We start from the raw sequence: 23543 nt of genomic DNA on the forward strand, positions 1-23543 counted from the left end.
GACGACGAAATCGAATTCTAACGAATTACTGATTTCTGTCCCACTCTCTCTATTTTGACGATTCAGTTTCATCTTTTAAGAGCTCTTTCTTCACGCGCACCGTACTCTCATACTCAGCCCCAGCTAGACGGTCAAACAGAAAGCGACGATTAAGCAAGATAATGGCAAGAGTGAGAATCAGGTACAATAAAACCACAAAGAAGAGCAATAAAATCATGGACAGGGTTAAGAGAGAATTGTCCGTCAAATCGCTATTCAAGAGCGAAATCAAATAGAACAACCCTTGAGGAATCAGATAGAAATAACCTACTACCAGGATTCCCCACCAGATGGTGCGAAGCCATTTTTGCTTGTCAAAATGCAAGCGGAATTTCAATAAAGCCATTCCCAAGGTTTTGCCCCGCCACAAGGGAATCAAACCAAAATAAACAGCCAAAACCGCTACATAAGGAATCGTCTCTAAACGCTCGATTACCGCGTAAAGCAAGGATAGCATCACAAAGTCGATCAAGAAGGCAAGACCCGTCCGGAAACCAGATACTCTGGTTCCTACTCGGAAAGAATGTTCGTCAATTTCATCTCGTGTCGGCAATAACCAAACCAGGAACCAACCAAGCAGATAACCCACTCCACCACCAGTGGTATTTTGAATAATATCATCGACATCTGCTAGGCGGTAAGGACCCGGATATAGAAAGTAGAGACCTGATAACTGGGTCAGCTCCAAAAAGAGACTAAAGAGGGCTGTCAGGAGAATCGTTTTCTTAAAACCACACTTGAAATAATAGCGTAGATACATCCCAAAAGGAATCAACATCAGAACATTAAAGGCAGGCACATAAAAAGTTGGATGCTTAAGGGCTTGAATCCATGTACCAGTCTGCGCTAAATCAAAGGGGCTCTCCTGGAAAAAATCCACTACAAAAGCAAAGGGATGGAGATTGACCATTTCCGAGTAGTTAGTATGAATCTTACTTGGATCCGGCAGAGGCAAGATCACCAAGAGATAGACCGTCATCAAGTAAAGCATAAAAGAATAGAAAATCAGCACCCGCAGTTTATTGACCGAACCATATTTTCGATAATTCAAAATCATGTAGGGCAAGGTCAGCAAAAATGCCAGAAAAGGAAAGAGCTGAACAGCTGTTTTGATCGTAGAGATATACCCCATTGTGTCTCCTTTTTTTCGTTATAAAATCACCCTTTGCACAATGACAAAAGGTGATTTCTTCATTGATATAGAATATTATACGGCCCGGTAGAAGAAGAGTCAAGGAAGTACGATGAAAACCTTACTGAGGAGCCATCTTAATAGTTAGCTCCTCCCCTTCAATCCTTTACTTCCGATAAAGACCAATAGATAACTCACAATCCCTGAAAGATGCAATAGTGTTGATATCCATCCGGTGATTACTGGTAAGAGCATGAGGCCAGATAGAAAAATCAAGAATAGATAAAGCCATTTTACGGTACGTGAAAATTCTTTCCACACGTTTGGCAGGATCATAACCCCTCCGGTCACAAAGGCGTATCCTACAGCAGAGATCCCTGTTGCCTGAATGTCCTGCTCCTGGGTTAAAAAGTGAAAAACGATGGAAGAGAGGACTGTCGCCGTCACAAAAACGATTAAGACTTGTCTGGAGCCTCTTTTTCTTTCTAGCAGTCCTCCGAAGGGAAGGATCATGAGTCCATTTAACAACAAATGGACCCATAAAAACCAGATAGGGGCTCCTTTACTACCGTGCATCAGGGTCCCACTAACATATTGCCAACCATACACCGGCTTTGAATGAAAAGCCAATAGGTCATAATACATAGCATCCCCATAAAAGGAAGTCAATAGACCGAGCGATAAACAGATTAGAGCTAAAGTACTGATAACAGGGTAGGTTGTAAGGATTCTTTCCATATTTATCTTCTCTTTTTCAAAAAACAGCGTTACGATGTCTCCATTCACGACCATTATACCATTTATTTCATTGGAGACAGAAAAGTTTTTGCTTCTTTCGTTTCAAATCTTTGCTGGAAAAACGAAATATCGTGACTTATTAGTCGGTCATTATTCGTGACCGGAAAGCGATCCTATTTTTTAGCCGTAGCAAAAATTTGACTTTCCATTTTAAAAAGAATATACTCATTCTAATCTGAGACAAATATTTTTTATTTTTTTAAATCAACAGTATTGCATTCAGAGAAATAAACGACTAACTTCATGGAGGTGACGCTATGTCATTAGAAGAAAAATTGAACCAAGTAAAAGGCTCTGTTAAAGAAGGCTTCGGTAAATTAACCGGCGATAAAAAAACAGAAGCTGAAGGCACTGCTGAAAAAGTTGCTTCAAAAGCAAAAGAAGTTGCTGAAGATGCAAAAGAAGCTGTTGAAGGAGCTATCAAGGGCGTTAAAAATATCTTTCATAAAGAAGACAAATAGTCTTTAACATCCTAGACCCACTCTATTTTCTACAGTCATGTTTGACCGTGGAAGATAGGGTGGGTTTTTATTTTCCATTTATCTTAGGTATAGAAAAAACACCCCGAAGGGTGCTCTTTGTAAGTATAGTAATTCTTTCGAATTAACATTTTGCGTGCAGTGGTTGCTATCCATTCAAATATCGCTTCGCTTGTTTTCTTGGGGCAACTGTGCATAGCATATCTCTACGCGACTAAAGTCGCTAGAGCTATCCTAATTGCGCACCGCTAGTTCTCATACAAAAAACACCTTGCAAGATGCAAAGTGTTTTCGTTTGTATTCTGCTTTCCAGCAACGAATTAACGTTTAGAGGCAATTGACTTCGTCGAATTGCAGCCGTATTTGTAAGTGGCTAAAGCCACAACAACTACGTCAACTGCCACAATTTAGTATGAAAACATAAAAAGAACACCTCGAAAGGTGTTCTTTGTAAATATTGTAATTCTTTCGAATTAACGTTTACTAAATTGTGAAGCTTTACGAGCTTTCTTAAGACCTGGTTTGACACAGTTGGATTTCAGGTACTTTCAGTTTAGCTTTATATCAACCATCATCAAAATCCAACTATTTTCTTATTTTAAAAAATATGAATAAGTTTGATTGAATGAGGGAATTTCTTTAAATTTTTTCTTAGCACCTATAAGTTAATAATACTATTCTTTAAATTATAGTTTATAATTATCTGATGTTTCAATGACCACAAAACAAAGTACAGCGAATCACTTCCTTTAGTCAAACATATAACTGAACAACATTGTTTATCTTCCTGCACTTTCATATTTTTTCAATCCTTTTCTAAAAATTGTACGACTGATAATAATCAAAAAAACTGTAAAAACTATTTGATAGAAAAATAGGTTCAATGTATCTTTCCCTAAAAATATTAATACTGCAGGATTGGCAATTAATAAATTGGGAACAAATAACATAGTGATCAATCTGTTAATACCTGTAAAAATATTATATGGATACTTAGAAATTCCAATATAATTCAAAAATACATCTACTTTTGAAAATTTAGTTGGGAACCAAAATGAACTAATCGTTATTAGAAACCAAATTGAATAATATATAATACAACCACACATTAAAGAAAGGATATAAAATAATATTTTTAATGAATTTAAATGTACATTTAAATTTCCATAACTTATAAAAATGATCGCAAGACCAAAAAAAGTATTCACGAATTGAACTAAATTAAATGATCTAAAAATATAGAACAACTGAGTATCAAACGGCCTCAATAAAATTTGATCCAAGTTACCACTCAAAATATCTGATTCTAAAATTCCCATACTTCTAATTAACAATCCCATCATAACTCCATCTACAATAGTGTAGGAACCTACCAAAAATAAAATTTGATAATAGTCCCAACCATTAAAAGAGTCTATGTTTAAGAAAATCAATCTAAAAAATACAATAGGTAAACCAATCCACAGTATCGACGAAAATAGACCACAAAAGAAGTCAAAATGAAAATTCATATCAGATTTAAAACCAAAATGAAGTAGCCTAAAAATTACTTTTATTCTAAACATTTTATCCTCCCACATTTGAGAAGTGCTCCACTCCTTTTCTCAATATGAATCTTGATATAATATAAAAAATGATGCACCAAATCAATTGAATACAAATAATTCTCAAATAGTCTATTAATTTATATGTATCATTACTAAACATCTGAAGCGGTTCATATACTAAGTATTTAAAAGGTAATACATCTAAAAACAGACGAAAATTATTTGAAAAAAAACTTAAAGGCAATAATATTCCTGATAAAAACTGAATTACTATTTCTTTAACAGTAAGGACAAAAAATATATTTTCTAACCAAAAAGAAAGCATACCTACACAACATGATATTAAAAACCATAGAACCATAGATAGAATAATTGCAATACTTCCTAAAATAAGAATTTCAATGGTTAATAACTTATTCTTGTAATAAACACTGGAGAATAAAATGACAGGAATGATGATAAATAATAAATGAGCAAGCCTATCTCCAAGCATTTTACAAAAATAATACTTATAAAAAGTAACAGGTTTTATTAATATGCTAAAAAAATTTCCTGAATGAACATCGTCATTGATTTCCCAATCAACTGGATAAAAAACAAAATATGAAAAAATTATAGTCCCCAAATAGTATTGAACCATTGAGGTAAAATCATATCCTGCTATATTTATCTGGTTACTCTGATATATATACGTCCATAAAAATACTGATATCATAATTTGTATACTTGCCTGTAACATTAACAATAGTACACTTGATTTATAGTTCAAAATAGATCGAAATGATATCAGAATAATAGACATTTCTTTTTTCAATTGTGCTCCTTTTTTGTAAAATAGTTTTGTAAAATAATTTCTTCTAAAGAAAGATTTGATATTTCAAAATCTTCTATATCTACAAGCTTATTGATTGATTCTAATGTCTCAAAGACAAAATCTCTAGGTATTTTTAGTATACATTCCGATTTTGTTTGAGAAATGACTACTACTCCTTTAACAGAGCATAACTCTGGTACCAAATCTAATGTCATTTTTATCTTTAAATATTTAAAATCAGAAAATTTAGATAAAATAACATCCATTGACTCCTGCAAAATAATTTTTCCTTTGTCAATGACGATTAATTCGTCACAAACAGACGAAATATCATCCATATCATGACTCGTTAAAATAATAGTAGTATGACATTCTTCATTCATTTTCTTTAAAAATGTTCTGATATCTTTTTTAGACTGTATATCTAACCCTATAGTAGGCTCGTCTAAAAATAATATTTCCGGACTTGTTAAAGATGCCGCGATAAACTCCATTTTCATTTTTTGTCCAAGAGAGAGGGTCCGGACCTGCTGGTAAAGCTGATCTTTTACATTCAACAAATTGCTTAATTCCTGAATTCGTTCTTGTAAAATCGCCGGTTCTACCTCATATAAAGTACCAATCAATTGAAAATAATCCATAGCCGAAACATCTTGAAATAACTGTAATTTATTTCCTACTACTATTGAAATTTTTTTTCTAAAATTTATACTTCTTTTAAATGGAATTTCTCCATTCACTTCTAATTTTCCGGAACTAGGATAAAGAGTCCCAGTCAACATTTTAATCGTTGTGGATTTACCAGCTCCATTACTCCCAATAAAGCCAACTATACTCCCTCTCTTAATCGTAAAACTAATATCTTGAACAGCTCGAATCGTTATTTGATTACGTTTCAAAAATCTCTTGATAAATGGGAGTCTTGAATCAAAATTATAAAAATTTTTAGATAAATTCTGAGCATTAATAACTATTTCACTCATATATCTCTCCTTTCGATAAAATATATTTACTTGTACTTTTTCCATACTTTACCAAAATGCTAAAGATTGAGCTAAAATCTTCGGGATGGGTAAAATAATATTTGTCTTTAAAAAGTTTCTCAAAACCTTCAAGGCGATTATTGAAATCATTAAATTTTGTATTGTCTAGCTGGTTGAATGTCTCTTTAATATCCATAAACTTTCTCCGTGATTCTTTATTTCACTTTATAAATAGAAGAGTGTCTGTATATTTATAGATCCTCAAGAACTTGCATTTTATCAAGTATAAGTAGAATAGTATGTAAGGGTTTACATTTTCATATTATATGATTATTTAAGGAATCCGTCAATTTTCCACATTATTATATGACAAAATGTATTTTTTAAAAATGCAAAAATCTATGAGCAAGATGTTTGACTTCCTTTTTTAAACTATATATACTTATATTAACCTTAGAAAAGAAAAAATGTTTGAACAGATATTCAATAATAATTACTTTTTTTAAAATTAAAATTCGAACTTTAAATTTTTATCTTTTTTATATTATTGAGTAACCTAAATTGCCCAATTTGTAAAATTTAGCTAGACAAAAAAAGACATCCAAGAGAAATTTCTTAAATGTCTGTAAACGTTGATATAAGCGTGTTGATTAACGTTTTGATAATTGTGATGCTTTACGAGCTTTCTTAAGACCTGGTTTGGAAAGTATGGGTTTCAGTTGGACTAAAAACAGCGTATTATCAAGGCTTTTCAGAACGATATCTACTGATTAATTTCATAAAATATGAATCAATAGATTATAAATAGGGGAATAGTTTAGGTCTGTGAGCATTAAAATAATACACCTAACTTTGATCACCATTTTTTAGTTATTCACTCTTTTTTCAGATAGTGTTTTTAAAGTTATGATGTAAAATGCCGCAATTAAAACACTATACATCATAATCGGAGGATAGAGAATTAAGGATAGAATCAATCCCACTCCTTTAATTATTTGGTCAGGTATCAATAACTTTCTATATTGTGCGTTAGCTTCAAGTAATTCTTTCTGATCTATATTGGGTTTATCAATTACTTTATGTAAAAACCAGTTTGCTACCGTTGAAACAATAACGATCAGTCCATAAAAGAGCTGTGCCGTATGATTCATGAAATGACTACTATCAAAGATACATTTTCTTTCAGATTTCTCCCTTTTCAACTTGGCTAACTTGACCTGCATTACCTAGGTCGCTTTGCTTTAAATTATACTTTTTTCTTAAACATTTGCTACGAGTAGTCTTTCTTGTGAGTAATTTTCATCAAAAAATTTCATAGATAAGTCCTATATATAATCATGATAAAGTAGTAAAAATAGTTGTTATCCTAGTTGATTAAAAAAGTCTTTGATTTCCTCATCTTTTATAAAATAATATATAATTTTCCCCTCTCTTCTAGTATCCAAGATGTTTTGATTGGCTAGTTTACGAAGATGGTGGGAGGCAGATGCCATACTGAGATTTAGTAAACAGGCTATATCGCAGACACAGAGTTCTTCGACGGCAAGGAGATAAAAGATGATATTTATCTGTTTATTATCGGTAAATTTTGATAAAATGCGAAGTGATTTTTGGACTTTTTCCTTTTCAAGGTAGTTCGTTGCGGTTGTAACATTTTGTTGATTTATAACATCCACTTGACAGATACTATCTTTTTTCATAATTTTTTCTCCTAGCCTAACACAGCCCATAGCATGTCAAAGCTGTTGTTTTCAATCAGGATATACATCCCCAATCCTAAATAGACAACAGCAATAAACCATCTGCTATATTTTTCCAAAGTTTCTCCAACAGAAGGGACTTGTGCTAATTTTTGGGCAGAAAAAACCAAGAGATAAATCATGACTAGAAAAGTAAGTAAAGTCACTATCAAATTCGCTAAATTTAAGGTGGTAAAATATGGGACAAAGACACCAATATTGTCAGCGCCACAACTTGCAAAAGTAATCATAGCGACTAGAAAAATCAGGTTTTTATTGTCTTTTCGCAAACCATCTTTTGCAATAGCTTCTCCATCAGAATCTCCTAAAAGCAAAACTTTGAGGCCTAGGAAAATTGGAATCAAACCGAGTAAACCTAAAATCTCTTTACTAGGAATATAATTTAAGACAAATGCAAAAAGTAAACTTAGCAATATTAGACTAACAGAGCCTAGAAATTGTCCTAAATAGATGTTAATGATGTCTTTTCTGCTTTTTCTTTTGGCAAAAAATAACATTAGGATAATAAGTAAGTCTACGGCTGTCCCAGAATACAGGATTATTGAAGTAACAACATTTTGAACCATAAAGCACCTCATTCAAATATATTTTTGAATGTATTTTAACATTAAACTTTGTAGATGTCAACTTAAAATCCACCAATTAATAATTGCATGTCAATATTTGTATTGTGAAACTAGTTTCAGAAATATATAGTCTTAAAGTATGTCCACTGCCAATGGTTTTTTCAATATTTAAGAAGAGATTTATAATGGTTCATTTCTATAAATTTATAAACGAGTTATATATTTTGTTTAACCAATTATTAACTATTTTTATCAATAATCACTTCATTAATTTGTACTTTTTAATTTTGATTTATTTTTCGTGCATATTTTATATGAATTTAATTCTAATACATTTTAAATAAAAAATACGCAATTTTAATTGGCACTGACCCCCGTAAATGAGAATTAAATAAAAACACCTCCAAGTTGGATTTGGTACAATATAATCAAATGCTCATGGAGGTGTCTTTTTATGGTTAAAAAACGTGTGGAGACGGTGGTATTATTGTCAAGAAAATAGAATAACAAGCTATAAAACTGTCGAAATAGGTGGCTTATAGGATTTTCACAGAAATCAGTTCTATAATAAATTAAAAATCGTGTTGGTAGAAAAATCGTCTACTTCTACCAACACGATTTTACAAAGAGCCTTTTTTATACAAAAAAGACATCCAAGAGAAAACTCTTGAATGTCTGTAAACGTTGATAGTATCGTATTGATTAACGTTTTGAGTGCAGCGGTCGCCATCCAATCAAACATCGCTTCGCTTGTTTTCTTGGGGCAACTGTGCATAGCATATCTCTACGCGACTAAAGTCGCTAGAGCTATCCTAATTGCGCACCGCCAGTTCTCATAGAAAAAACACCTTGCAAGATGCAAAGTGTTTTCGTTTGTATTCTGCTGTCCAGCAACGAATTAACGTTTAGAGAACTGGCTAGCTTTACGAGCTTTCTTAAGACCTGGTTGGAAACACTTTTATTTGAATAAGTTTCAATATCCGCTTAAAATCAATGTTTTCCCACGTTTTCAGAAAGAATAATTTCATCTAATTTGAATATATTTCATTTGAATGGTGTGAATTTTACCCTAAAAATACACAAATTGAGCTAGATTTTACCAAAAAGTTCACACCATTTGAATTGTTATTGTTTTGTACATTTGATATACGGAGTGCATTATAAATTATCTCAAATATCTCTCAATATACTCTACGAAGATAAAAGGTTCTATATCTTTATAAGCGAGACCTTTAGATAGAGTAAGGCATTGTTTTGCTGTGCCTTTTCCTGGTCGATGGTAAAACGTTCTAATCCCTTGAAGGAATATTCCAAAACGCGAATGACGTTCCGAGGTTGTCATCTCATCTAAATATTTGTCAACAGCTAAAGCGAATACATTTCCATAATACCTATCATCGTCAAATCTTGTTCTAGCCATATAATCTTGAATGTCATAGAGCATAGATTTCATATTTCGATAATTGGGTGCTCCCACCAATGCTCGACTAGCTCTATTTATACCATCAACATAACTGTAAGCATCATTTAATTGACCAAAATCCCAAAACCTTTTAGAATCAAAATACTTATACTCCATATCTAGTTGTGATTTTAATATTCTTAAAATGGACAGTGCTGTACTGTCATCTTTATTTTTTATTGCCACATAAGCTTCTTCTACTCCAGTATTATAAAAATCAATATGTTGATTGATTTCATAGCCTAAAATTCCTGTAATATCAAATTCAAGTAAATCATTTTCCAATGTAATCATAATTGCTCCTTCAACTTTCAGTTCAACAATTGTTAAAGTTTATTTACTAATCAACTAATGACAGAACATCAACAATATCACTCTGTTCAAAATAATCTTTAGCTTTTTCAAGAATCTGTTGGTCATTACATGGCATATAAACAATTAAGTTTTTCATTGCTCTAGTGATTGTAACATAAAATAGTTTCTTAGTTCTGTTTTGAACCTTCTCATTAGATGAACCTTTACCAAATATAGAATTAAAATTATATTGATTCCATCTTCCATTATCTAACAAAACTAAGACATTCTCATATTCACTGCCTTTAACCTTATGCTGAGTTATGACAGATACATATTCTCTAAGATAAGCAATACTATTTACATATTCTTGAAATGGTAATTTCTCAAGGCGTAACCATAAATAATAGCCCTTATTTTCTATAAAATTAGTAAATAAGTCGTCCTTTGAAATTAATCCAGTTCTCTCTGCAAGTTTTATGACTTTTCCAATTGTAATATCATTATCAGAGATTTCTTCCATAATTTTAGATAGATTAATTTTATCAGCGGACGAAGTTATTTTAAAGCAAGTAATACGCAAAAATTCGTTATGCTTACCTATTTTATATAGTTCTATTAGTTCAAAGATTAGATCTAATCTTTGAAGAATCCTATCTCTATCTGTACCCGCCTCATATCTACTACTTAAACCATTAAATTTATAGGCCAATAAAGAATCTTTATTAACTTTACTCTTACTAATCACTTCTTCAAATGAAAATGTCTTAATTTCTTCGTAAATGGCTAAAAGTTCTGGAATAGATTTGACAATATCAATTATTAATGGACCACCCTTTCTAACAACAATTTGAGCTTCTTCTACTAATTCTTCAAAAGTTTTTCCTTTATCAACTAACTCACTTGCATTAAATTTTTTCTTCATATCTGTAATTAATTTCACAAGCAAATCAGAACTATACAATTCAAATAGTTTAGAAAACCCAGCCGTTTCTGCATTAAGTTTGTGTGTTAATCGCAATTCCTTTGTTTTCTGTGGTATATCAAACTCTAATTCTTTAAATAGTTCGCTATTTCTAAGATCTTCAAGGTGGGTAATACCATCACCATAAATGAATTTCACCGTTCCTTCAATTACATTACCATTATTCATGTTTGGAGCCGCTACATCACTAGAAGGAATCTGAACTAATCCATCGCTTCTAAATTTATTTGCTAAATTAATAACTTTTCGTGGATTACGTCTATTTTGATTTTTTTGTATTTTTTCAAGACCATAGGAATCTATGTTTCCCACTCCTGAGTCATAGATAGCCTGCATTGAATCTCCAAAAAAACCTACAATATTATCTCTAGTACTCTTTCTGAGATGCTCTAATAAAATTTTTACAACTAAGGGACTCGTATCTTGATACTCGTCAACAAAAATATAGTTTGCAGTATCCTTTAAAATATCACTCAACTTCTTATATTTAGAAAACATTTTTTCAGCAACTATAAGAACATGGTCATGACTTATTTGAACTTTATTTTGCTCAGTTATGCTCATAGAATACCATTCAGTATATTCAACACGAACACTATCAAAGTAATCAAGCGAAATAAGTTCCTCACCTAATACTTCCTTTGGAGCAACGAATAGAATTTGTTCATCATCATTTATTAACTCAACAAGACATTCTTTAATCTCTTTTTGGAAATTTTTAATGACATGCCATATAAAATCGTGAATAGTTGAAACCCGTAAATTATCATTAATGATTCTAGATCTAATCTCTGCAACAGCATTGTTAGTATAAGTAATGCATACAATCGATTTTTTTGGTTCTTCCATAGATATTTTTTCAATAATGGAAATTAATGAATAAGTTTTCCCACTCCCAGCACCACCCTCAAGGATAAAATTTTGACCTTGTTTTATTACTTCAAATACTTTTTCTACCTCTGGTTCTACTGTTTTCTCAACCATAATAATCCCTCCGAAATATATTTAGGTACTTTCCAAGTATTTTCTTCACCTTCAAAATATAATAAACTTGATGCAAATGCAGATTTTTTGTTTACTTTATCCCTAGCAAATTTATAGAAATCTTCTATTTCACTATCATCAAAGTCTTTTAAAGCTTCAAATTGAATAAAACCAGCTTTTTGATCAATAATGAATTGTTTATTTAAACTGATAAAAGCATCCTCAAAACTAGCAGGCTGATAACCATTTTCATCTTCGGGAATTTGATATGCAATACGAATTCTACCATCTGATGTTATTTTTTCTGCCAAACTCTTTTGAGCTACTATTGAAAAAACTTCATCTCCAGAAATATCAAAAAAATTTTTAATTGAAGCATTTGTCGTAGAGGTAGCATCTACTGCTGAGCAAGAAGTTAAGCGATTATTTTCATTTTTATTTGCTGGATCAATATCCGTAATTATCAATACTTTTATTCCTAAAAAATCAAATAACTTCCTAAACACTTGTGAATGGGCACCTGTTTCAATGATTGAAATATTTTGAGAAAGCAATGGCATTGTATTAGAAGCTTGATTTATTGGATTGGTTGTATCTACCTTTTGCATCATCGTAGGAATTAAAATCCTTTCTGTATCACCTTCAACACAAATGACTTTATCAGCAAAAAATAATTCACTACTATTGAGAGTAAGGTACTGCTTTACAAATTTATATCCTAGTTGTTCATCACCATATTCTTCTTTCAATGAATTAAAAGCCTTTGATACTGCTGTACCGTTATCACGTTTAAAATAAATTAGATCATCAAAGTTACAATCAGAAACTATATGAGAGGAATGAGTTGTAATTAAAGTTTGAATACAACTAAAATCTCCACTTTCTTTTAGTTCATCATTGTGTTCCTTTAGCAAATCTTTAATATTCTTGATAAAAATATACTGTAATTGTGGATGTGTATGTGATTCTGGTTCTTCAATATATATTAGGTTAATATCAGCAGGTTCGCTTTTTATATCTGCCATTAAAGTTTCAATTTCAAAAATAATTCCATATAAATTTAAATATCCCAAACCATTATATGTTTCAGGTAATAGACTATCGTCATGCTTATAATACAATGTCGTATTATTGCTTAAAATATCTTTCTCAGATAGTGATGAATGAATTGCTAATTCTGCTTCACTATCATTTCCACCAAATCTTTTGACGCGTTCAAAGACTGAAGTAAAAATTCCTTCGACGCTATCATCACCACTATATGCTCTGGTTAAAGTTTCATCTGCCTTTAAAATAGCAGATTGCAGTAAATTATTTGCTTTACTGTTAATTTCTTCGCCATTATTTAATTTATAAAATCGATTTGATGTCTTAGATAATGAATGGTTATTTTCTTTATTAGATACTTCTCGACTAGCACTAATCCCTCTTACTTTAATAATTTTATGAACATCTTTCATTTCATGTAAATCAGACTTTTCTTCTGTCATTGCTTGAGTAATAGGATTATATCCACGTGAATAAATCTGTATTTCGAAAAATTTATTCAGATTTTTCTTCATAAATGATTCAAATTTTGAAAAATCATCTGCAAAATCACAAGTCAAACTACTTATCTCGCGAAGCTTTTGAGTAGGAATTATATACGAAAATTCAAGAATAATAAAATTATTTTCGGGATTTAAATCCATCATAAATCCTTGGATATTTTGATAAGAATCTAATTCTGAGTATTGAATCCAAATTTGAAGATTAATCCCTAAAATAGACGATAATTCCGAATCAGGAATATCAGAGACTCTCTTTATATTCTCAAAGATTTCCCTCCTATGATTTAAATTAATATCTTCCCATACCAAATTGCGATTGGAATTTTTATTGAATATTTTTTCTAACACAGATAAAACCGAAGTCTTGCCACAATTGTTTTTACCCACAATTAAGGATAAATCATTTTTTAACTCTAAAGAAAAATCGTTTAATGAACGATAATGTTGAATATAGATTTTTTTAATTTCCATCAATTATCCCTTTTTTCATTTCCATTAATTCTCTCAACCGTTCCTGCCCCATCTTAAACATCTCTTCCTCCACCTTACTCCATTTTCCGAAGAGGCATTCTTGTAGAATTTCTGCTGCTGAGGTTTGATCTACTTGCGAATCATAAACGCACGATTGATCTCTTTGATAAATTTGAATTTGTCTAAAAAGCTGATCCTTTTCCAACTCCCGTAAATTCTCAACCAAATTTTCTACAATTCCATCATGGTGTGCTTTAGGAGTTGCTCTGGCTTGACTAGGATTTATAGCATAGAGCTCTTCATAACGTATCAAAGTGCTGAGATAGGACAATTCAGGCTTGGTCGCAATCAGTGCAAGTGAGACTTGGTAACCTCTAGTTGCCAATAATTGGGCCGTTTTTCTAGGAACTTCTGTTGTTCTCAAGGTGCCCTCGATTAACAAATGATAACCTTGTTTACTCAATTCATCTACGAGATATTCAACCATTTGTCCCGCAAATACTTTGGTATAATCCACACTATCTTTGCCATACTTTTCCTGTAGGCCAAGGTAGTTCGGATGAAAAGAGCGATAACTATCTCCATCAATGATAATGATATTGCCTTGAAATTCCCTTTGTTTCACACGATGAATCGTTGTCTTACCAGCACCACTCTGTCCACCTAGCAAGATAGCCTTGGGCTGAGACGAAGTTGTTTTACCACGAGTTAAAGAACGAACGAGTCGTCTGGATGCTCGTTCAAAATCATCTTGACTAAATTCTTCTAGTTTCATTAAGCCACCACCAGATGAGTTGCTTGTTCTAGCATCCGTTCAATGCCATCCAAATAGCCATTATATCGCTCTACTTCATCAACAGTCCCCACAAGATAAATCTTCGTGTTCAGCAAATCAGACAAATCATCGCTCATTAGAACCCAAGGATTAGAAGTATCATCAAATGAAATTCCTTGTTCATCTTGAAAACGATAAAGTTGCGCTAAGATATTCGCCCCTCGTTCTTTAATTACTTCAATTTTTAGAGTGAGCTGGTAATCTTCTACTGGCGTGAGCATCTTTTCCTCTCCTACAATATCGATATAGGAAACATTAAATTTCTGACAAATACGATCTATTAATTCTGTCGAAACTGAACTTGTCCCGTTTTCATAACGACTCAGGCTATTTCGAGAGATACCAACAATCTTTGCGAACTCAGGCTGGGTTAGGTCATGTGTTTTACGTAACGCTTTAATATTTTCTCCGATCATGAGGGCCCTCCTTTTATTTATTTCTATTATAGCACAAAATTTAAAAACGCACCAAAAATGGTGCGTTTTTAAATCTGGTAGATGAATCTTTCTTCAATCTAACCTACTGATCTCAGTATGTTAAAACTAATCCAAATATATAATTTTATCAAAAAGAGATCTTATATTTTCATCTAGATGATGGCTTACAAAAATAACAGTTTTTTCTGTCATCGAGAATAGATGTTTCTCAATTTGATACCGTCTTTCTTTATCAATCGCATCAGTTGCCTCATCAATAATTAAAATTGGTTTTTCTTCAAGATAAGCTCTAGCTAGACTAATTCGTTGCTTCTGTCCACTAGAAATGTCTTGGCTAATTTCCGATAAAGTAGTTTCCAATCCATGACTCAATCCATTAATCCAGTCTCTTAAATAAAATAATTCCAATGCTCTTTCGATTTTTGAATCTTCTATTTCTCGGCCTAATGTCAAATTAAATAAAATGGATTCGTTAAAAATATGATCTTCCAAACTAACATAAGAAATATTTTCATGAAGATCCTTGAAATTCATATTTTTTGAATCGATATTGTCATAGAAGATGTGGCCTTTCGAAATTGGGATTTCACCATTAATAGCCTTTAATATAGTTGATTTTCCTGAACCAGATGACCCTGATATTGCATACTTCTTATTTTTTTCAATTTTAACATTTAAATTATCTAAGACAATCTTACCGTCACGTTCAATAGTTACCGATTGAAATTCTACTTTATCTATAAATTTCTTCCAAGTTTGTTTATTAACATTACTTTCATTAATACTTTGGTCACCTTCCAATTCAAATTTTTCAAATATTTTGTTTACAGTTTTAAACTCAGCGTAATTTGCCGTTAAGCCTGTTAAGCCAGCAAAGATAATTGATGAAAAATATTGAGAAGAAGATACAGCACCAATCGGAATTAATCGGTTAAAATATAAGACCCCTGCGTGGGTCAACATGGCAATTTGACTCACAAAACTAGTCCCATTTTGAACAGACATAAGTCCACCAAAGGTTTTTGAATATGAAACTCTGGACTTCGAATATTTTTTTGAATAAGATAAAATTTTTACCATTAAAAAATGAAGTTGATTAGCATTGGATAACATTCGAAATCCACTTAAAGAATCATCAATTGCTTTAACTAATTCTTCATTCTTCTCAGTAAAGTAAACAGCTTTATTCTCCATTTTCTTTGTAAATATTTTAGGGAGATTTACCATTAGAATGAAGAATATCAAAATTGTAAACAATAATGAATAATGGAAACTAAAAAAGGCAATAATTGCAAAAATGATATTTAATGCTTGACTAATCATTAATTCAAGTGTTTCAAAGCCAAGATCTCGAATAGTATTAAGATCATTTGTCAGCCATGAGGTATAGGCGCTAACACTTTTTGAGCCAAAACGTATCACACCCTTACTTTCAATACTTTTTACAATATCTTTACGTATTTCGGTACACATTTCTTGTATGGCTTTTTCACTTGCTTTTGAGTTTTGATATATTTGCAATACCCATATTAAATTTACAGCTAAAATCGCTCCACTTAAATACAAAAATCCCTGTAAATCAAAATTTACAATTGTAGAGATTGCTTTGGCACTCAATATACCATTTAAGTAAACACATAATGAATTAATAAAAATCCAAAACAACCATATAGAATTACTTCGTTTGCATCTAATTAAATAAGTTTTTAATGTCATATCCCAGCCTCACTTAAAAATTCCAAATATTTCTTCACCAATTATTTTTCTTTGATATTTAATTGCAATATAAGATAATAAAATTCCTATTTTTCCATCTAATACTCCCCATATACTGTACTCATCCAGTACTTTGTTATTGAAATAATTACTTTCCAATAACCTACAACACTTCTGAATATCTTTAGTTGAATACCTATCATGACACGAATAAAGTAGCCCCGCTAATCCGTGACAAAAACAAACATTATTTGTCTCTAATGTCTCATTATTAATAAACTCATTCACACGAACCAGTAATCTATCTTTTAGATAAGTAGAAAAATTTAGCCCCTTATTTCTTTGAAATATATAGTGTCCATATACTCCATAACACCACGAAAAATTTTCATTATCTCTACTATACAAAAATTTCACATCTTTATTACATTGTAAATCTACTTCTACATACTCTGGAATCCAAGCTATATTGTCAATAAAATCTTGATAAATTATATTCAACTTATTTGGCACCATAATATCTATGCCGTCTAACAATAGGGAAGAATTCAGTAACGAAACCATTCCATGAGATAAACTTAAATTAATAATAACTGTTTTATCCAAATTCTTAGCTTCTTTACTTTCAAAATTGGAAAAGAATAATTTAAAGTTGTCATTATTTTTAATAATTTTATTAACTAACTTCGACAAACATTGATCTAAATTTCTTTCAGTTTTAAATAATGGATGATATTTAATAAAAATAATAATTCCTGCTAATCCATATAAAATATCATAAGTAGTAGAATCCGAATAGTTCTTTATTTCTTCATTTAAATAAGTGTCTATAATCTTTTTAGAGGCTTCCGTTAATTGTAAATCTAAATTTTTAAATATATCGTTGCAAGAATATCTTCCCCACAAATTTATAACATAAGATAAACCTATGACACCAGTCCACAACCCTCTATTATAGTTCGAAATACTGAAATTAAAATCCGTTTGATATAGTACTTCTATCGCCTTCTGTTCATAAAAATCATCTTTTTCTATTAAATACAAGTTTAATAGAAACAAAAGGAACCCTGAACTACCATCCAATAAACTAACGTCATTATAATTTGTAAAATTTTCTAAACAATCTCTTATTAATTTATTTTCTCTTAATTTCAAAATTTAATACTCCTAGAATATAATTTCTATATTTAGACTCAACCTCTAAATCACCAAACAACCTATTAAAATGCATATGTAATAGACTGTCTAATAGTTGTTCAACATTTTCAAGATGTAATAAACCAATAAACTCAACAAGCTTTTTAAAATTTATATTACTTTTAATTAAATTCAAATTTTTTGAATCACTTAATCTAATTATAGATTTTAAAATATTTTTATCTTCTAGTTCTCCTTTTTTATAAAACAAAAATTCATAGTTATTTACTTGTTTTAATAATTGTTGAAAAATTTCTATCGAGCTATAAACAATTAACCATTTAAACTTAAGATCAGATAACTCTTTTCTTTTTTCTAACGAATCAAGACAAAGCTTCGAGTCAAATTCAAAAATTTTTTCAACCAAAGGATAGTTTTTTATACCGTATCTCTCATATTCTCTTTCATATGGACAAATAGAATAATCATCAATTACCCCATTACTTAATAAACTTGTAACAAGATGAAAAATATCGTATAAGTTATACTTACTTTCAGAGTCAATATAAATTCTGAACCTTATATGTGGTCTATCATCCGAATAACGTAGATAAAACCAACTCATAGTTATATCTTTAAAGTATCTATTCAAATATGTCAACAATTGATCCTGTAAATTTTTGTACGTATACAATTTCACGTAAAACCATCCATAATTATTCTCCATAATTTGCAATCTATCTTTCACTTCAATAACAGGTTGAATTTGATGACTACTTACTCTACGATTATAAAAAGTAAATGTCAACTCAGTTGCAAGAGATTCCAAATTTGTATATGTGTAACATTCTCCATAGCATTCATAGACTTCAATTTTCCCTTCTTTCTTTAAAATATCAATAAATAGTTCAACATCTATCTTTTTAGTGATATCCAAAACCAATACTTGATCTTCAATCATAAGCTTCACTTTTTTAGGTATACAATAACTATTAAATAAATTTATAACTCCTTCAATATCATACGAGAGTAACATATCTTTTGTCAAATTCCATTTTTCTGGAACGAGTACAATATCTTCAAAAACTATTCTTTTCTGATGAAACTCATTCAACGATTCTAGTATTCCAAGTAACGAACCAATTTTGTCTGTTTTAGAAGATAATAATCCAATAAACTTTATATAGTCATTTGTTAAGTCTAGGTTTATCATGCTTCTTATGTCAATATTCAATACTCTTCCGTGGACATCTTGCAAAATAAATTCATTGTCTTTAGTTAATTTCAAATATATTTCTGATAAAGTTAAATCTTCTGAAGATTTTTTTATTCCATTAATTACCAGATTCGATTGATACTGATTTTCTAAAGCTACTCCTAAATTTTTAATTTTGGTATTTTTGGGGTAGTAAATCAAGCCATGAGTGTAATTGTCGTTCTCATCTAAATTTAAAAAACCAAATCTTCCGTGGTATGATCTGGGACTTCTTGAATAGGCCGAACGTCCAAGTGTTAAATTCACCTTACCATCAATATTATAAATATTAAAGTTTAAATCAAATCCTAACTCCTCTATATTTCTTTGATGCTCATAAAAAATTGATAAATCAAAAGTCTCATATTGATTTTTGGAGTATTCCAATTTTAATTCGTTTTTCCATTTTATTTCATCATATTTTAATTTATCAATAATAAGCTCTTCAGTAAATGGGGAACCCAATCCAGAAATCTCATCAAAAACTTCTATTAAAGAAACTGCCCTATAGTGGCCATATCTTTCTGAAAATTTTTCCTTGTATATATTTACCTTATGTCTACTATCTGATACTGATTTATTGAAATTAGAAAATACAAACTGTGCTAGATGTTGAATTTGTTTCTTATCAGTATTTGATAAAAAGAATTCTATTTCATTCGCTATTTCTTGAGTTATATTGTACTTATTCAGTCTATTTGCATCTTCTAAATGAAAACTTATTTTTTTTAGAATATCAATATTCCCAGATTCATTAAATTCTTTACCTATATTAATAACTGCCTCTATTTCATCTATAATTGGTAATTTGGAATCGCTTCTTAACACATTTAAAGATTCTTCAGATAATACAAACGGATATACATCTAACAAAATGAATCTTATTTTCAATAACTCCAGTATTAAAGATTCTATAATTTCGTTTGAAAAATCGTTCGAAAATTTTTCTTTTGTTAACGAAATTAGTTTACTAATTGAATAAACTCCCTCTAAAGACTTTTCGTATATAAATTCTAAAACTCTATTTTTCTGGAAGAGAATCTTATTACCTTCTCGTTCATCCAAAGAAATATTTGGAAGAAAATAATCAATATAATTCTTTGTTTCTTTTATACTTGTATTCGCCTTACATAAAATAGAGGATTGATTAACGAATTCGATATTAGTAACCAATTTATCATAGAAATACTCTTGTATCTCTAAAGAAAAATTTAGATGTTTTTTTGTTTCAAAATTGGATATTAAAAAATTTGTATCAGTATCAGTATTTTTAGTAATAGCTTTTCCAACACTACTAAAAATACCAAAAGGTGTTGCTCGATATAACATTCTATTTAGATATTTATAAAACGTTAAACAAACATTCCGTTTCTTTTTATCACTTAGTTTTTCAAAATTAAAACAGGATTTTAAAAAATCAGGTGAAGATACTAATATACTATCTCTTATTTTTTTATTATTTTTTACAATCTCAATTATTCTTATATAATCTTCATTTTCAAAAAAAGTAGATACCTGCTCTAAAATAGGTTTTAATTCTTTAAAATTAAAATTTGACTGTCTGACTATTACTTCACTAGATAATTTCATAACTTCACCTCACACTTATTTGAAAATTATAATATTAAGATATTTGATAGCAAAAAAACATCTAAAATCGTTATCCTGAACTTAGCCCATTATAACAACTTCAGATGTCATGTATATAAGCAATAAAAACGACCGCAATGAATATTACTTAACTTAATTTTAATTTATTTACTAAAAATAAAACTATGAACAACTTGGAGTTGAGGAACATCCACCTGAACCACCCGTATGTTTCAACATTACTTCAGGTTGCTTAGCTGGTGTTGTTTCGATTTTTACTGTTACTAGTAAGTCATTAATTGATTTTTCCATCTGCGAAATCCTCCAGAAAAAATATTTATAAAAGCCATATTAGCGGTCATCACATAGCTTTCCGATAGATAGCATTTACAGATATCCATCGGAAAGCCAATTTGGCAAAAGATTTTATTTAAAATTAGCAGGACCAGGATCAATACCTGTTCCTATATTATTTGGTTGTACAATGTTGAAGTCTAAATTCGTGACTGAATTAAATCTTATAAATACGACTCCTAAAAATAGAATTACTGTAATCTTTTTTAAAAAAACTTTCATAGTCTTCTCCTTTTTGTTGTTGCATACATTTTAGCACTTCATATTATCCAAGTCAATCTTTTTTATAACCTTTTTTTATATTTTTTTTTTTTATACATTTTTGTATCTAAAAAAATTGTTCAAAATATCGTACTAATACAACAAAACACTCTAGATTAATCAAATAATTTCTGAAATCTATTAGATTGTTTTTAATATTTTACCTATTTACTGTAACTGTTTTAGAAATCTTTCTTCGAGAACAAATAAAAAAGATTGAAGAAATTATCAACAATGGACTTTCTCTTCAATCTAACATAACTTACTTTTGGACATTCTTATACTTTATTCGCCATTTTTACAATATAATGCTCCACTTTTAACATCATTGGGATATTTTCATCGAGTTTATACAAAAAACGAGCTAATTCATAATTTTCTACTGCAATATCTTTTGAGGAGATAATTTCACTTATATTTCCCATCAACAAATATAAATCAGCTAATAGATAAGTCGTTCTGTAATCCTTACATTTTTTTATAGTAGTGGTAATTCTAGTAATTGCTTGCTCAATGTCTTTTTGGAGCCATAAATAGCGACATATATTGTAGTTGAATTTAATAGACAATTCTAATTCTTCAACAGTATTTAAACTCAATTGGCTGACTCTTTCTTCCAATTTGTCTTTTATCTCATTAAACCGCTCTAAACTCCCAACTTCATAGTAAAAATTAAATAATGTATTAGATACTTGAAGGTAGTTAAGATCATATAAACTAGTCTGTTCTAGTACTTCCTCTAACTTTATAACCGCTTCATTTTTCTTTCCATAAAAATAAAAATCAATAAGAGACTTTATCCACTCCAAATAAAGTTTATCAGATAAAGATAAGCGATGACTCTTTATCTTTTCTAATTCAAATATATATTTTAAAGATTCATAATTCCGATTCAGAATAAAAATATGTGCTAATTTTTTAAACTCAGATAGCTCATCTGTTTTCTGTTCAACCTGTTCTTCAAAAAAATAATCCATACTAACTTTTAACTTCTGTGCTAGAGCATATAGGAAGTCCGCTCCTGGAGTATAGTCTCCATTTTCTAGTCGACTAATCTGACCCTGTTTACAAATTCCTTCAGCCAATTCTCTTTGCGACATTTTTAATTCTTTTCGTCTATTTTTTAACCTTGTTGCTAATAGTGTCCTCAAACTTATATCCTCTTCATCACTTTATTGCATCATCAATTTTAGCACGAACGATATTAATATTCAAATTTTTTATCTAAAAAATACACATTATGGATATATGTTTAATTTAAAAGATGATAGATAATTTTAACAATATACCAAATAACAATTTTAACAATATACCAAATAACAATTTTAACAATATACCAAATAACAATTTTAATAAGACCATACAAAAATAATGTAACAAAATTTTTATTTCTTATGACTCTATAATTTCTGAAATGGATAAAAACATCATAGAAATATTGATTGATACGTTTTGAGAATTATAATGCTTTACAAGATTTCATTAAAACTAGTTGACAAGATTCTGTTTCAAATGATCTTAGAATAGGTTGATATAAATCTCCAATAGTTATCTAATATTTTTTAATTTGATAAAATCTCAATAAAAAAGACTTAGAACCATGTTAACAATAACCTTAATTCTAAATCCTTTTATTATTTATCTTTTAACTATATTTAAGATAGATACTTAAATTATATTACTGTTTTTCAAAAGTTCCGTCTGCTACACGAAAATCACTGTTAACAGTTTCAATTGAATTAAATTGAATCTTTAAATATTTTACTTCTTTTTCATCTTTTCCAGGTAATTCAGCTTTAGCACTCGCTGCACTAGAAACCTTTAATTTGACGTATTTCCCAGCGATTTTCCAAGTTCCATCTCTAGATTCGTCTTTATTATTTGTTACTTCTAGTGTTTTATCGCTATTGAAAACGATAGTTGAATCGTGTTTACTATCATACCAAGTACCAATAATTTGCTTCTCTGGTCCTGAATTTTGATTCAAGAAAAAGAATACTCCACCGGCAACCGCAAGTACTAAAACAACTAAAGCAATAATTTTTTTCATTATTTTTCCTCCTATAAATATCTAAAGATATTTATTATTTTTTT

General features: G+C 30.2%; 22 protein-coding genes. 1 reads left to right on the top strand and 21 read right to left on the bottom strand.

The window, feature by feature from the left end:
• Nucleotides 1-49 precede the first annotated feature (49 nt).
• Together RDV49_RS00335 and RDV49_RS00340 are read right to left on the bottom strand one after the other, a co-directional pair.
• Nucleotides 50-1171: a VanZ family protein gene (locus tag RDV49_RS00335; RefSeq protein ID WP_003010141.1), complete on the bottom strand. Its 1122-nt coding sequence runs from the start codon at nucleotides 1169-1171 to the stop codon at nucleotides 50-52.
• Nucleotides 1172-1315: 144 nt separating this feature from the next.
• Entirely contained in the window at nucleotides 1316-1909 is a 594-nt protein-coding gene (locus RDV49_RS00340; protein ID WP_037608289.1) for a rhomboid family intramembrane serine protease, read from the bottom strand.
• Between the two features lie 317 nt (nucleotides 1910-2226).
• Between RDV49_RS00340 and RDV49_RS00345 the strand changes: the two genes are divergently transcribed.
• Nucleotides 2227-2430, top strand: coding sequence for a CsbD family protein (locus RDV49_RS00345; protein WP_003010136.1), 204 nt, complete (start codon nucleotides 2227-2229; stop codon nucleotides 2428-2430).
• A 797-nt stretch (nucleotides 2431-3227) separates the two neighbouring features.
• On the opposite strand, the gene RDV49_RS00350 is transcribed toward RDV49_RS00345, so the two are convergent.
• The 19 genes from RDV49_RS00350 to RDV49_RS00440 form a co-directional block, all read right to left on the bottom strand.
• Nucleotides 3228-4013 carry an ABC transporter permease gene (locus tag RDV49_RS00350; RefSeq protein WP_003013947.1) on the bottom strand — a complete coding sequence of 262 codons (786 nt, stop codon included), beginning with the start codon at nucleotides 4011-4013 and terminating at the stop codon, nucleotides 3228-3230.
• Between the two features lies 1 nt (nucleotide 4014).
• Complete coding sequence (locus RDV49_RS00355; RefSeq protein ID WP_003010132.1) at nucleotides 4015-4809, bottom strand: ABC transporter permease; 795 nt, start codon at nucleotides 4807-4809, stop codon at nucleotides 4015-4017.
• The gene (locus RDV49_RS00360; protein WP_003010129.1) at nucleotides 4806-5792 is read right to left on the bottom strand and encodes an ABC transporter ATP-binding protein; all 987 of its coding nucleotides are present in this window, start codon (nucleotides 5790-5792) and stop codon (nucleotides 4806-4808) included. Before RDV49_RS00360 ends, RDV49_RS00355 begins: the two co-directional genes overlap by 4 nt.
• Entirely contained in the window at nucleotides 5785-5988 is a 204-nt protein-coding gene (locus RDV49_RS00365; protein ID WP_003010127.1) for a hypothetical protein, read from the bottom strand. The genes RDV49_RS00360 and RDV49_RS00365 overlap by 8 nt, the downstream gene beginning before the upstream one ends.
• Before the next feature lie 670 nt (nucleotides 5989-6658).
• Nucleotides 6659-6943 carry a hypothetical protein gene (locus RDV49_RS00370; RefSeq protein WP_229041728.1) on the bottom strand — a complete coding sequence of 95 codons (285 nt, stop codon included), beginning with the start codon at nucleotides 6941-6943 and terminating at the stop codon, nucleotides 6659-6661.
• Between the two features lie 210 nt (nucleotides 6944-7153).
• Complete coding sequence (cadX, locus tag RDV49_RS00375; RefSeq protein WP_002889640.1) at nucleotides 7154-7492, bottom strand: Cd(II)/Zn(II)-sensing metalloregulatory transcriptional regulator CadX; 339 nt, start codon at nucleotides 7490-7492, stop codon at nucleotides 7154-7156.
• Nucleotides 7493-7503: 11 nt separating this feature from the next.
• A complete protein-coding gene (locus RDV49_RS00380) occupies nucleotides 7504-8118 on the bottom strand; it encodes a CadD family cadmium resistance transporter (protein ID WP_003010121.1) in 615 nt (204 codons plus the stop codon).
• Between the two features lie 1165 nt (nucleotides 8119-9283).
• On the bottom strand, nucleotides 9284-9874 hold the full coding sequence (locus RDV49_RS00385) for a hypothetical protein (RefSeq protein ID WP_003010116.1): 591 nt from the start codon (nucleotides 9872-9874) through the stop codon (nucleotides 9284-9286).
• 46 nt (nucleotides 9875-9920) lie between these two features.
• Nucleotides 9921-11843, bottom strand: a complete 1923-nt coding sequence (locus tag RDV49_RS00390; protein ID WP_003010115.1) for an ATP-dependent helicase — start codon at nucleotides 11841-11843, stop codon at nucleotides 9921-9923.
• Nucleotides 11825-13864 (bottom strand): ATP-dependent nuclease, encoded by a 2040-nt coding sequence (locus RDV49_RS00395; protein ID WP_003010113.1) that lies wholly within the window; start codon nucleotides 13862-13864, stop codon nucleotides 11825-11827. The genes RDV49_RS00390 and RDV49_RS00395 overlap by 19 nt, the downstream gene beginning before the upstream one ends.
• Nucleotides 13854-14639 (bottom strand): type II toxin-antitoxin system toxin PezT, encoded by a 786-nt coding sequence (gene pezT, locus RDV49_RS00400; RefSeq protein ID WP_003010111.1) that lies wholly within the window; start codon nucleotides 14637-14639, stop codon nucleotides 13854-13856. Before pezT ends, RDV49_RS00395 begins: the two co-directional genes overlap by 11 nt.
• On the bottom strand, nucleotides 14639-15115 hold the full coding sequence (pezA, locus tag RDV49_RS00405) for a type II toxin-antitoxin system antitoxin PezA (protein WP_003010109.1): 477 nt from the start codon (nucleotides 15113-15115) through the stop codon (nucleotides 14639-14641). Before pezA ends, pezT begins: the two co-directional genes overlap by 1 nt.
• A 126-nt stretch (nucleotides 15116-15241) precedes the next feature.
• The gene (locus RDV49_RS00410) at nucleotides 15242-16852 is read right to left on the bottom strand and encodes an ATP-binding cassette domain-containing protein (protein ID WP_003010108.1); all 1611 of its coding nucleotides are present in this window, start codon (nucleotides 16850-16852) and stop codon (nucleotides 15242-15244) included.
• Nucleotides 16853-16861: 9 nt separating this feature from the next.
• Complete coding sequence (locus RDV49_RS00415) at nucleotides 16862-18007, bottom strand: lanthionine synthetase LanC family protein (protein WP_003010107.1); 1146 nt, start codon at nucleotides 18005-18007, stop codon at nucleotides 16862-16864.
• A complete protein-coding gene (locus tag RDV49_RS00420; protein ID WP_310744358.1) occupies nucleotides 17988-20834 on the bottom strand; it encodes a thiopeptide-type bacteriocin biosynthesis protein in 2847 nt (948 codons plus the stop codon). The genes RDV49_RS00415 and RDV49_RS00420 overlap by 20 nt, the downstream gene beginning before the upstream one ends.
• 183 nt (nucleotides 20835-21017) lie before the next feature.
• Nucleotides 21018-21146, bottom strand: coding sequence for a hypothetical protein (locus RDV49_RS00425; protein WP_003010100.1), 129 nt, complete (start codon nucleotides 21144-21146; stop codon nucleotides 21018-21020).
• A gap of 114 nt (nucleotides 21147-21260) precedes the next feature.
• The gene (locus tag RDV49_RS00430) at nucleotides 21261-21410 is read right to left on the bottom strand and encodes a hypothetical protein (protein WP_003010099.1); all 150 of its coding nucleotides are present in this window, start codon (nucleotides 21408-21410) and stop codon (nucleotides 21261-21263) included.
• A 317-nt stretch (nucleotides 21411-21727) separates the two neighbouring features.
• Complete coding sequence (locus RDV49_RS00435) at nucleotides 21728-22600, bottom strand: helix-turn-helix domain-containing protein (RefSeq protein WP_037608285.1); 873 nt, start codon at nucleotides 22598-22600, stop codon at nucleotides 21728-21730.
• Between the two features lie 527 nt (nucleotides 22601-23127).
• Nucleotides 23128-23499: a hypothetical protein gene (locus RDV49_RS00440; RefSeq protein WP_003004846.1), complete on the bottom strand. Its 372-nt coding sequence runs from the start codon at nucleotides 23497-23499 to the stop codon at nucleotides 23128-23130.
• Nucleotides 23500-23543: the final 44 nt, after the last annotated feature.

This window comes from Streptococcus parasanguinis, from assembly GCF_031582885.1.
Classification (GTDB): domain Bacteria; phylum Bacillota; class Bacilli; order Lactobacillales; family Streptococcaceae; genus Streptococcus; species Streptococcus parasanguinis_M.

Coding starts and splice junctions, on each gene's coding strand:
- RDV49_RS00380 (WP_003010121.1), bottom strand. CDS start 8,118: ATGGTTCAAAATGTTGTTACTTCAATAATCCTGTATTCTGGGACAGCC.
- RDV49_RS00390 (WP_003010115.1), bottom strand. CDS start 11,843: ATGGTTGAGAAAACAGTAGAACCAGAGGTAGAAAAAGTATTTGAAGTA.
- RDV49_RS00345 (WP_003010136.1), top strand. CDS start 2,227: ATGTCATTAGAAGAAAAATTGAACCAAGTAAAAGGCTCTGTTAAAGAA.
- RDV49_RS00430 (WP_003010099.1), bottom strand. CDS start 21,410: ATGAAAGTTTTTTTAAAAAAGATTACAGTAATTCTATTTTTAGGAGTC.
- RDV49_RS00420 (WP_310744358.1), bottom strand. CDS start 20,834: ATGAAATTATCTAGTGAAGTAATAGTCAGACAGTCAAATTTTAATTTT.
- cadX (WP_002889640.1), bottom strand. CDS start 7,492: ATGAAAAAAGATAGTATCTGTCAAGTGGATGTTATAAATCAACAAAAT.
- RDV49_RS00410 (WP_003010108.1), bottom strand. CDS start 16,852: ATGACATTAAAAACTTATTTAATTAGATGCAAACGAAGTAATTCTATA.
- RDV49_RS00360 (WP_003010129.1), bottom strand. CDS start 5,792: ATGAGTGAAATAGTTATTAATGCTCAGAATTTATCTAAAAATTTTTAT.
- pezT (WP_003010111.1), bottom strand. CDS start 14,639: ATGAAACTAGAAGAATTTAGTCAAGATGATTTTGAACGAGCATCCAGA.
- RDV49_RS00350 (WP_003013947.1), bottom strand. CDS start 4,013: ATGTTTAGAATAAAAGTAATTTTTAGGCTACTTCATTTTGGTTTTAAA.
- RDV49_RS00440 (WP_003004846.1), bottom strand. CDS start 23,499: ATGAAAAAAATTATTGCTTTAGTTGTTTTAGTACTTGCGGTTGCCGGT.
- RDV49_RS00370 (WP_229041728.1), bottom strand. CDS start 6,943: ATGAATCATACGGCACAGCTCTTTTATGGACTGATCGTTATTGTTTCA.
- RDV49_RS00335 (WP_003010141.1), bottom strand. CDS start 1,171: ATGGGGTATATCTCTACGATCAAAACAGCTGTTCAGCTCTTTCCTTTT.
- RDV49_RS00385 (WP_003010116.1), bottom strand. CDS start 9,874: ATGATTACATTGGAAAATGATTTACTTGAATTTGATATTACAGGAATT.
- RDV49_RS00425 (WP_003010100.1), bottom strand. CDS start 21,146: ATGGAAAAATCAATTAATGACTTACTAGTAACAGTAAAAATCGAAACA.
- pezA (WP_003010109.1), bottom strand. CDS start 15,115: ATGATCGGAGAAAATATTAAAGCGTTACGTAAAACACATGACCTAACC.
- RDV49_RS00365 (WP_003010127.1), bottom strand. CDS start 5,988: ATGGATATTAAAGAGACATTCAACCAGCTAGACAATACAAAATTTAAT.
- RDV49_RS00395 (WP_003010113.1), bottom strand. CDS start 13,864: ATGGAAATTAAAAAAATCTATATTCAACATTATCGTTCATTAAACGAT.
- RDV49_RS00340 (WP_037608289.1), bottom strand. CDS start 1,909: ATGGAAAGAATCCTTACAACCTACCCTGTTATCAGTACTTTAGCTCTA.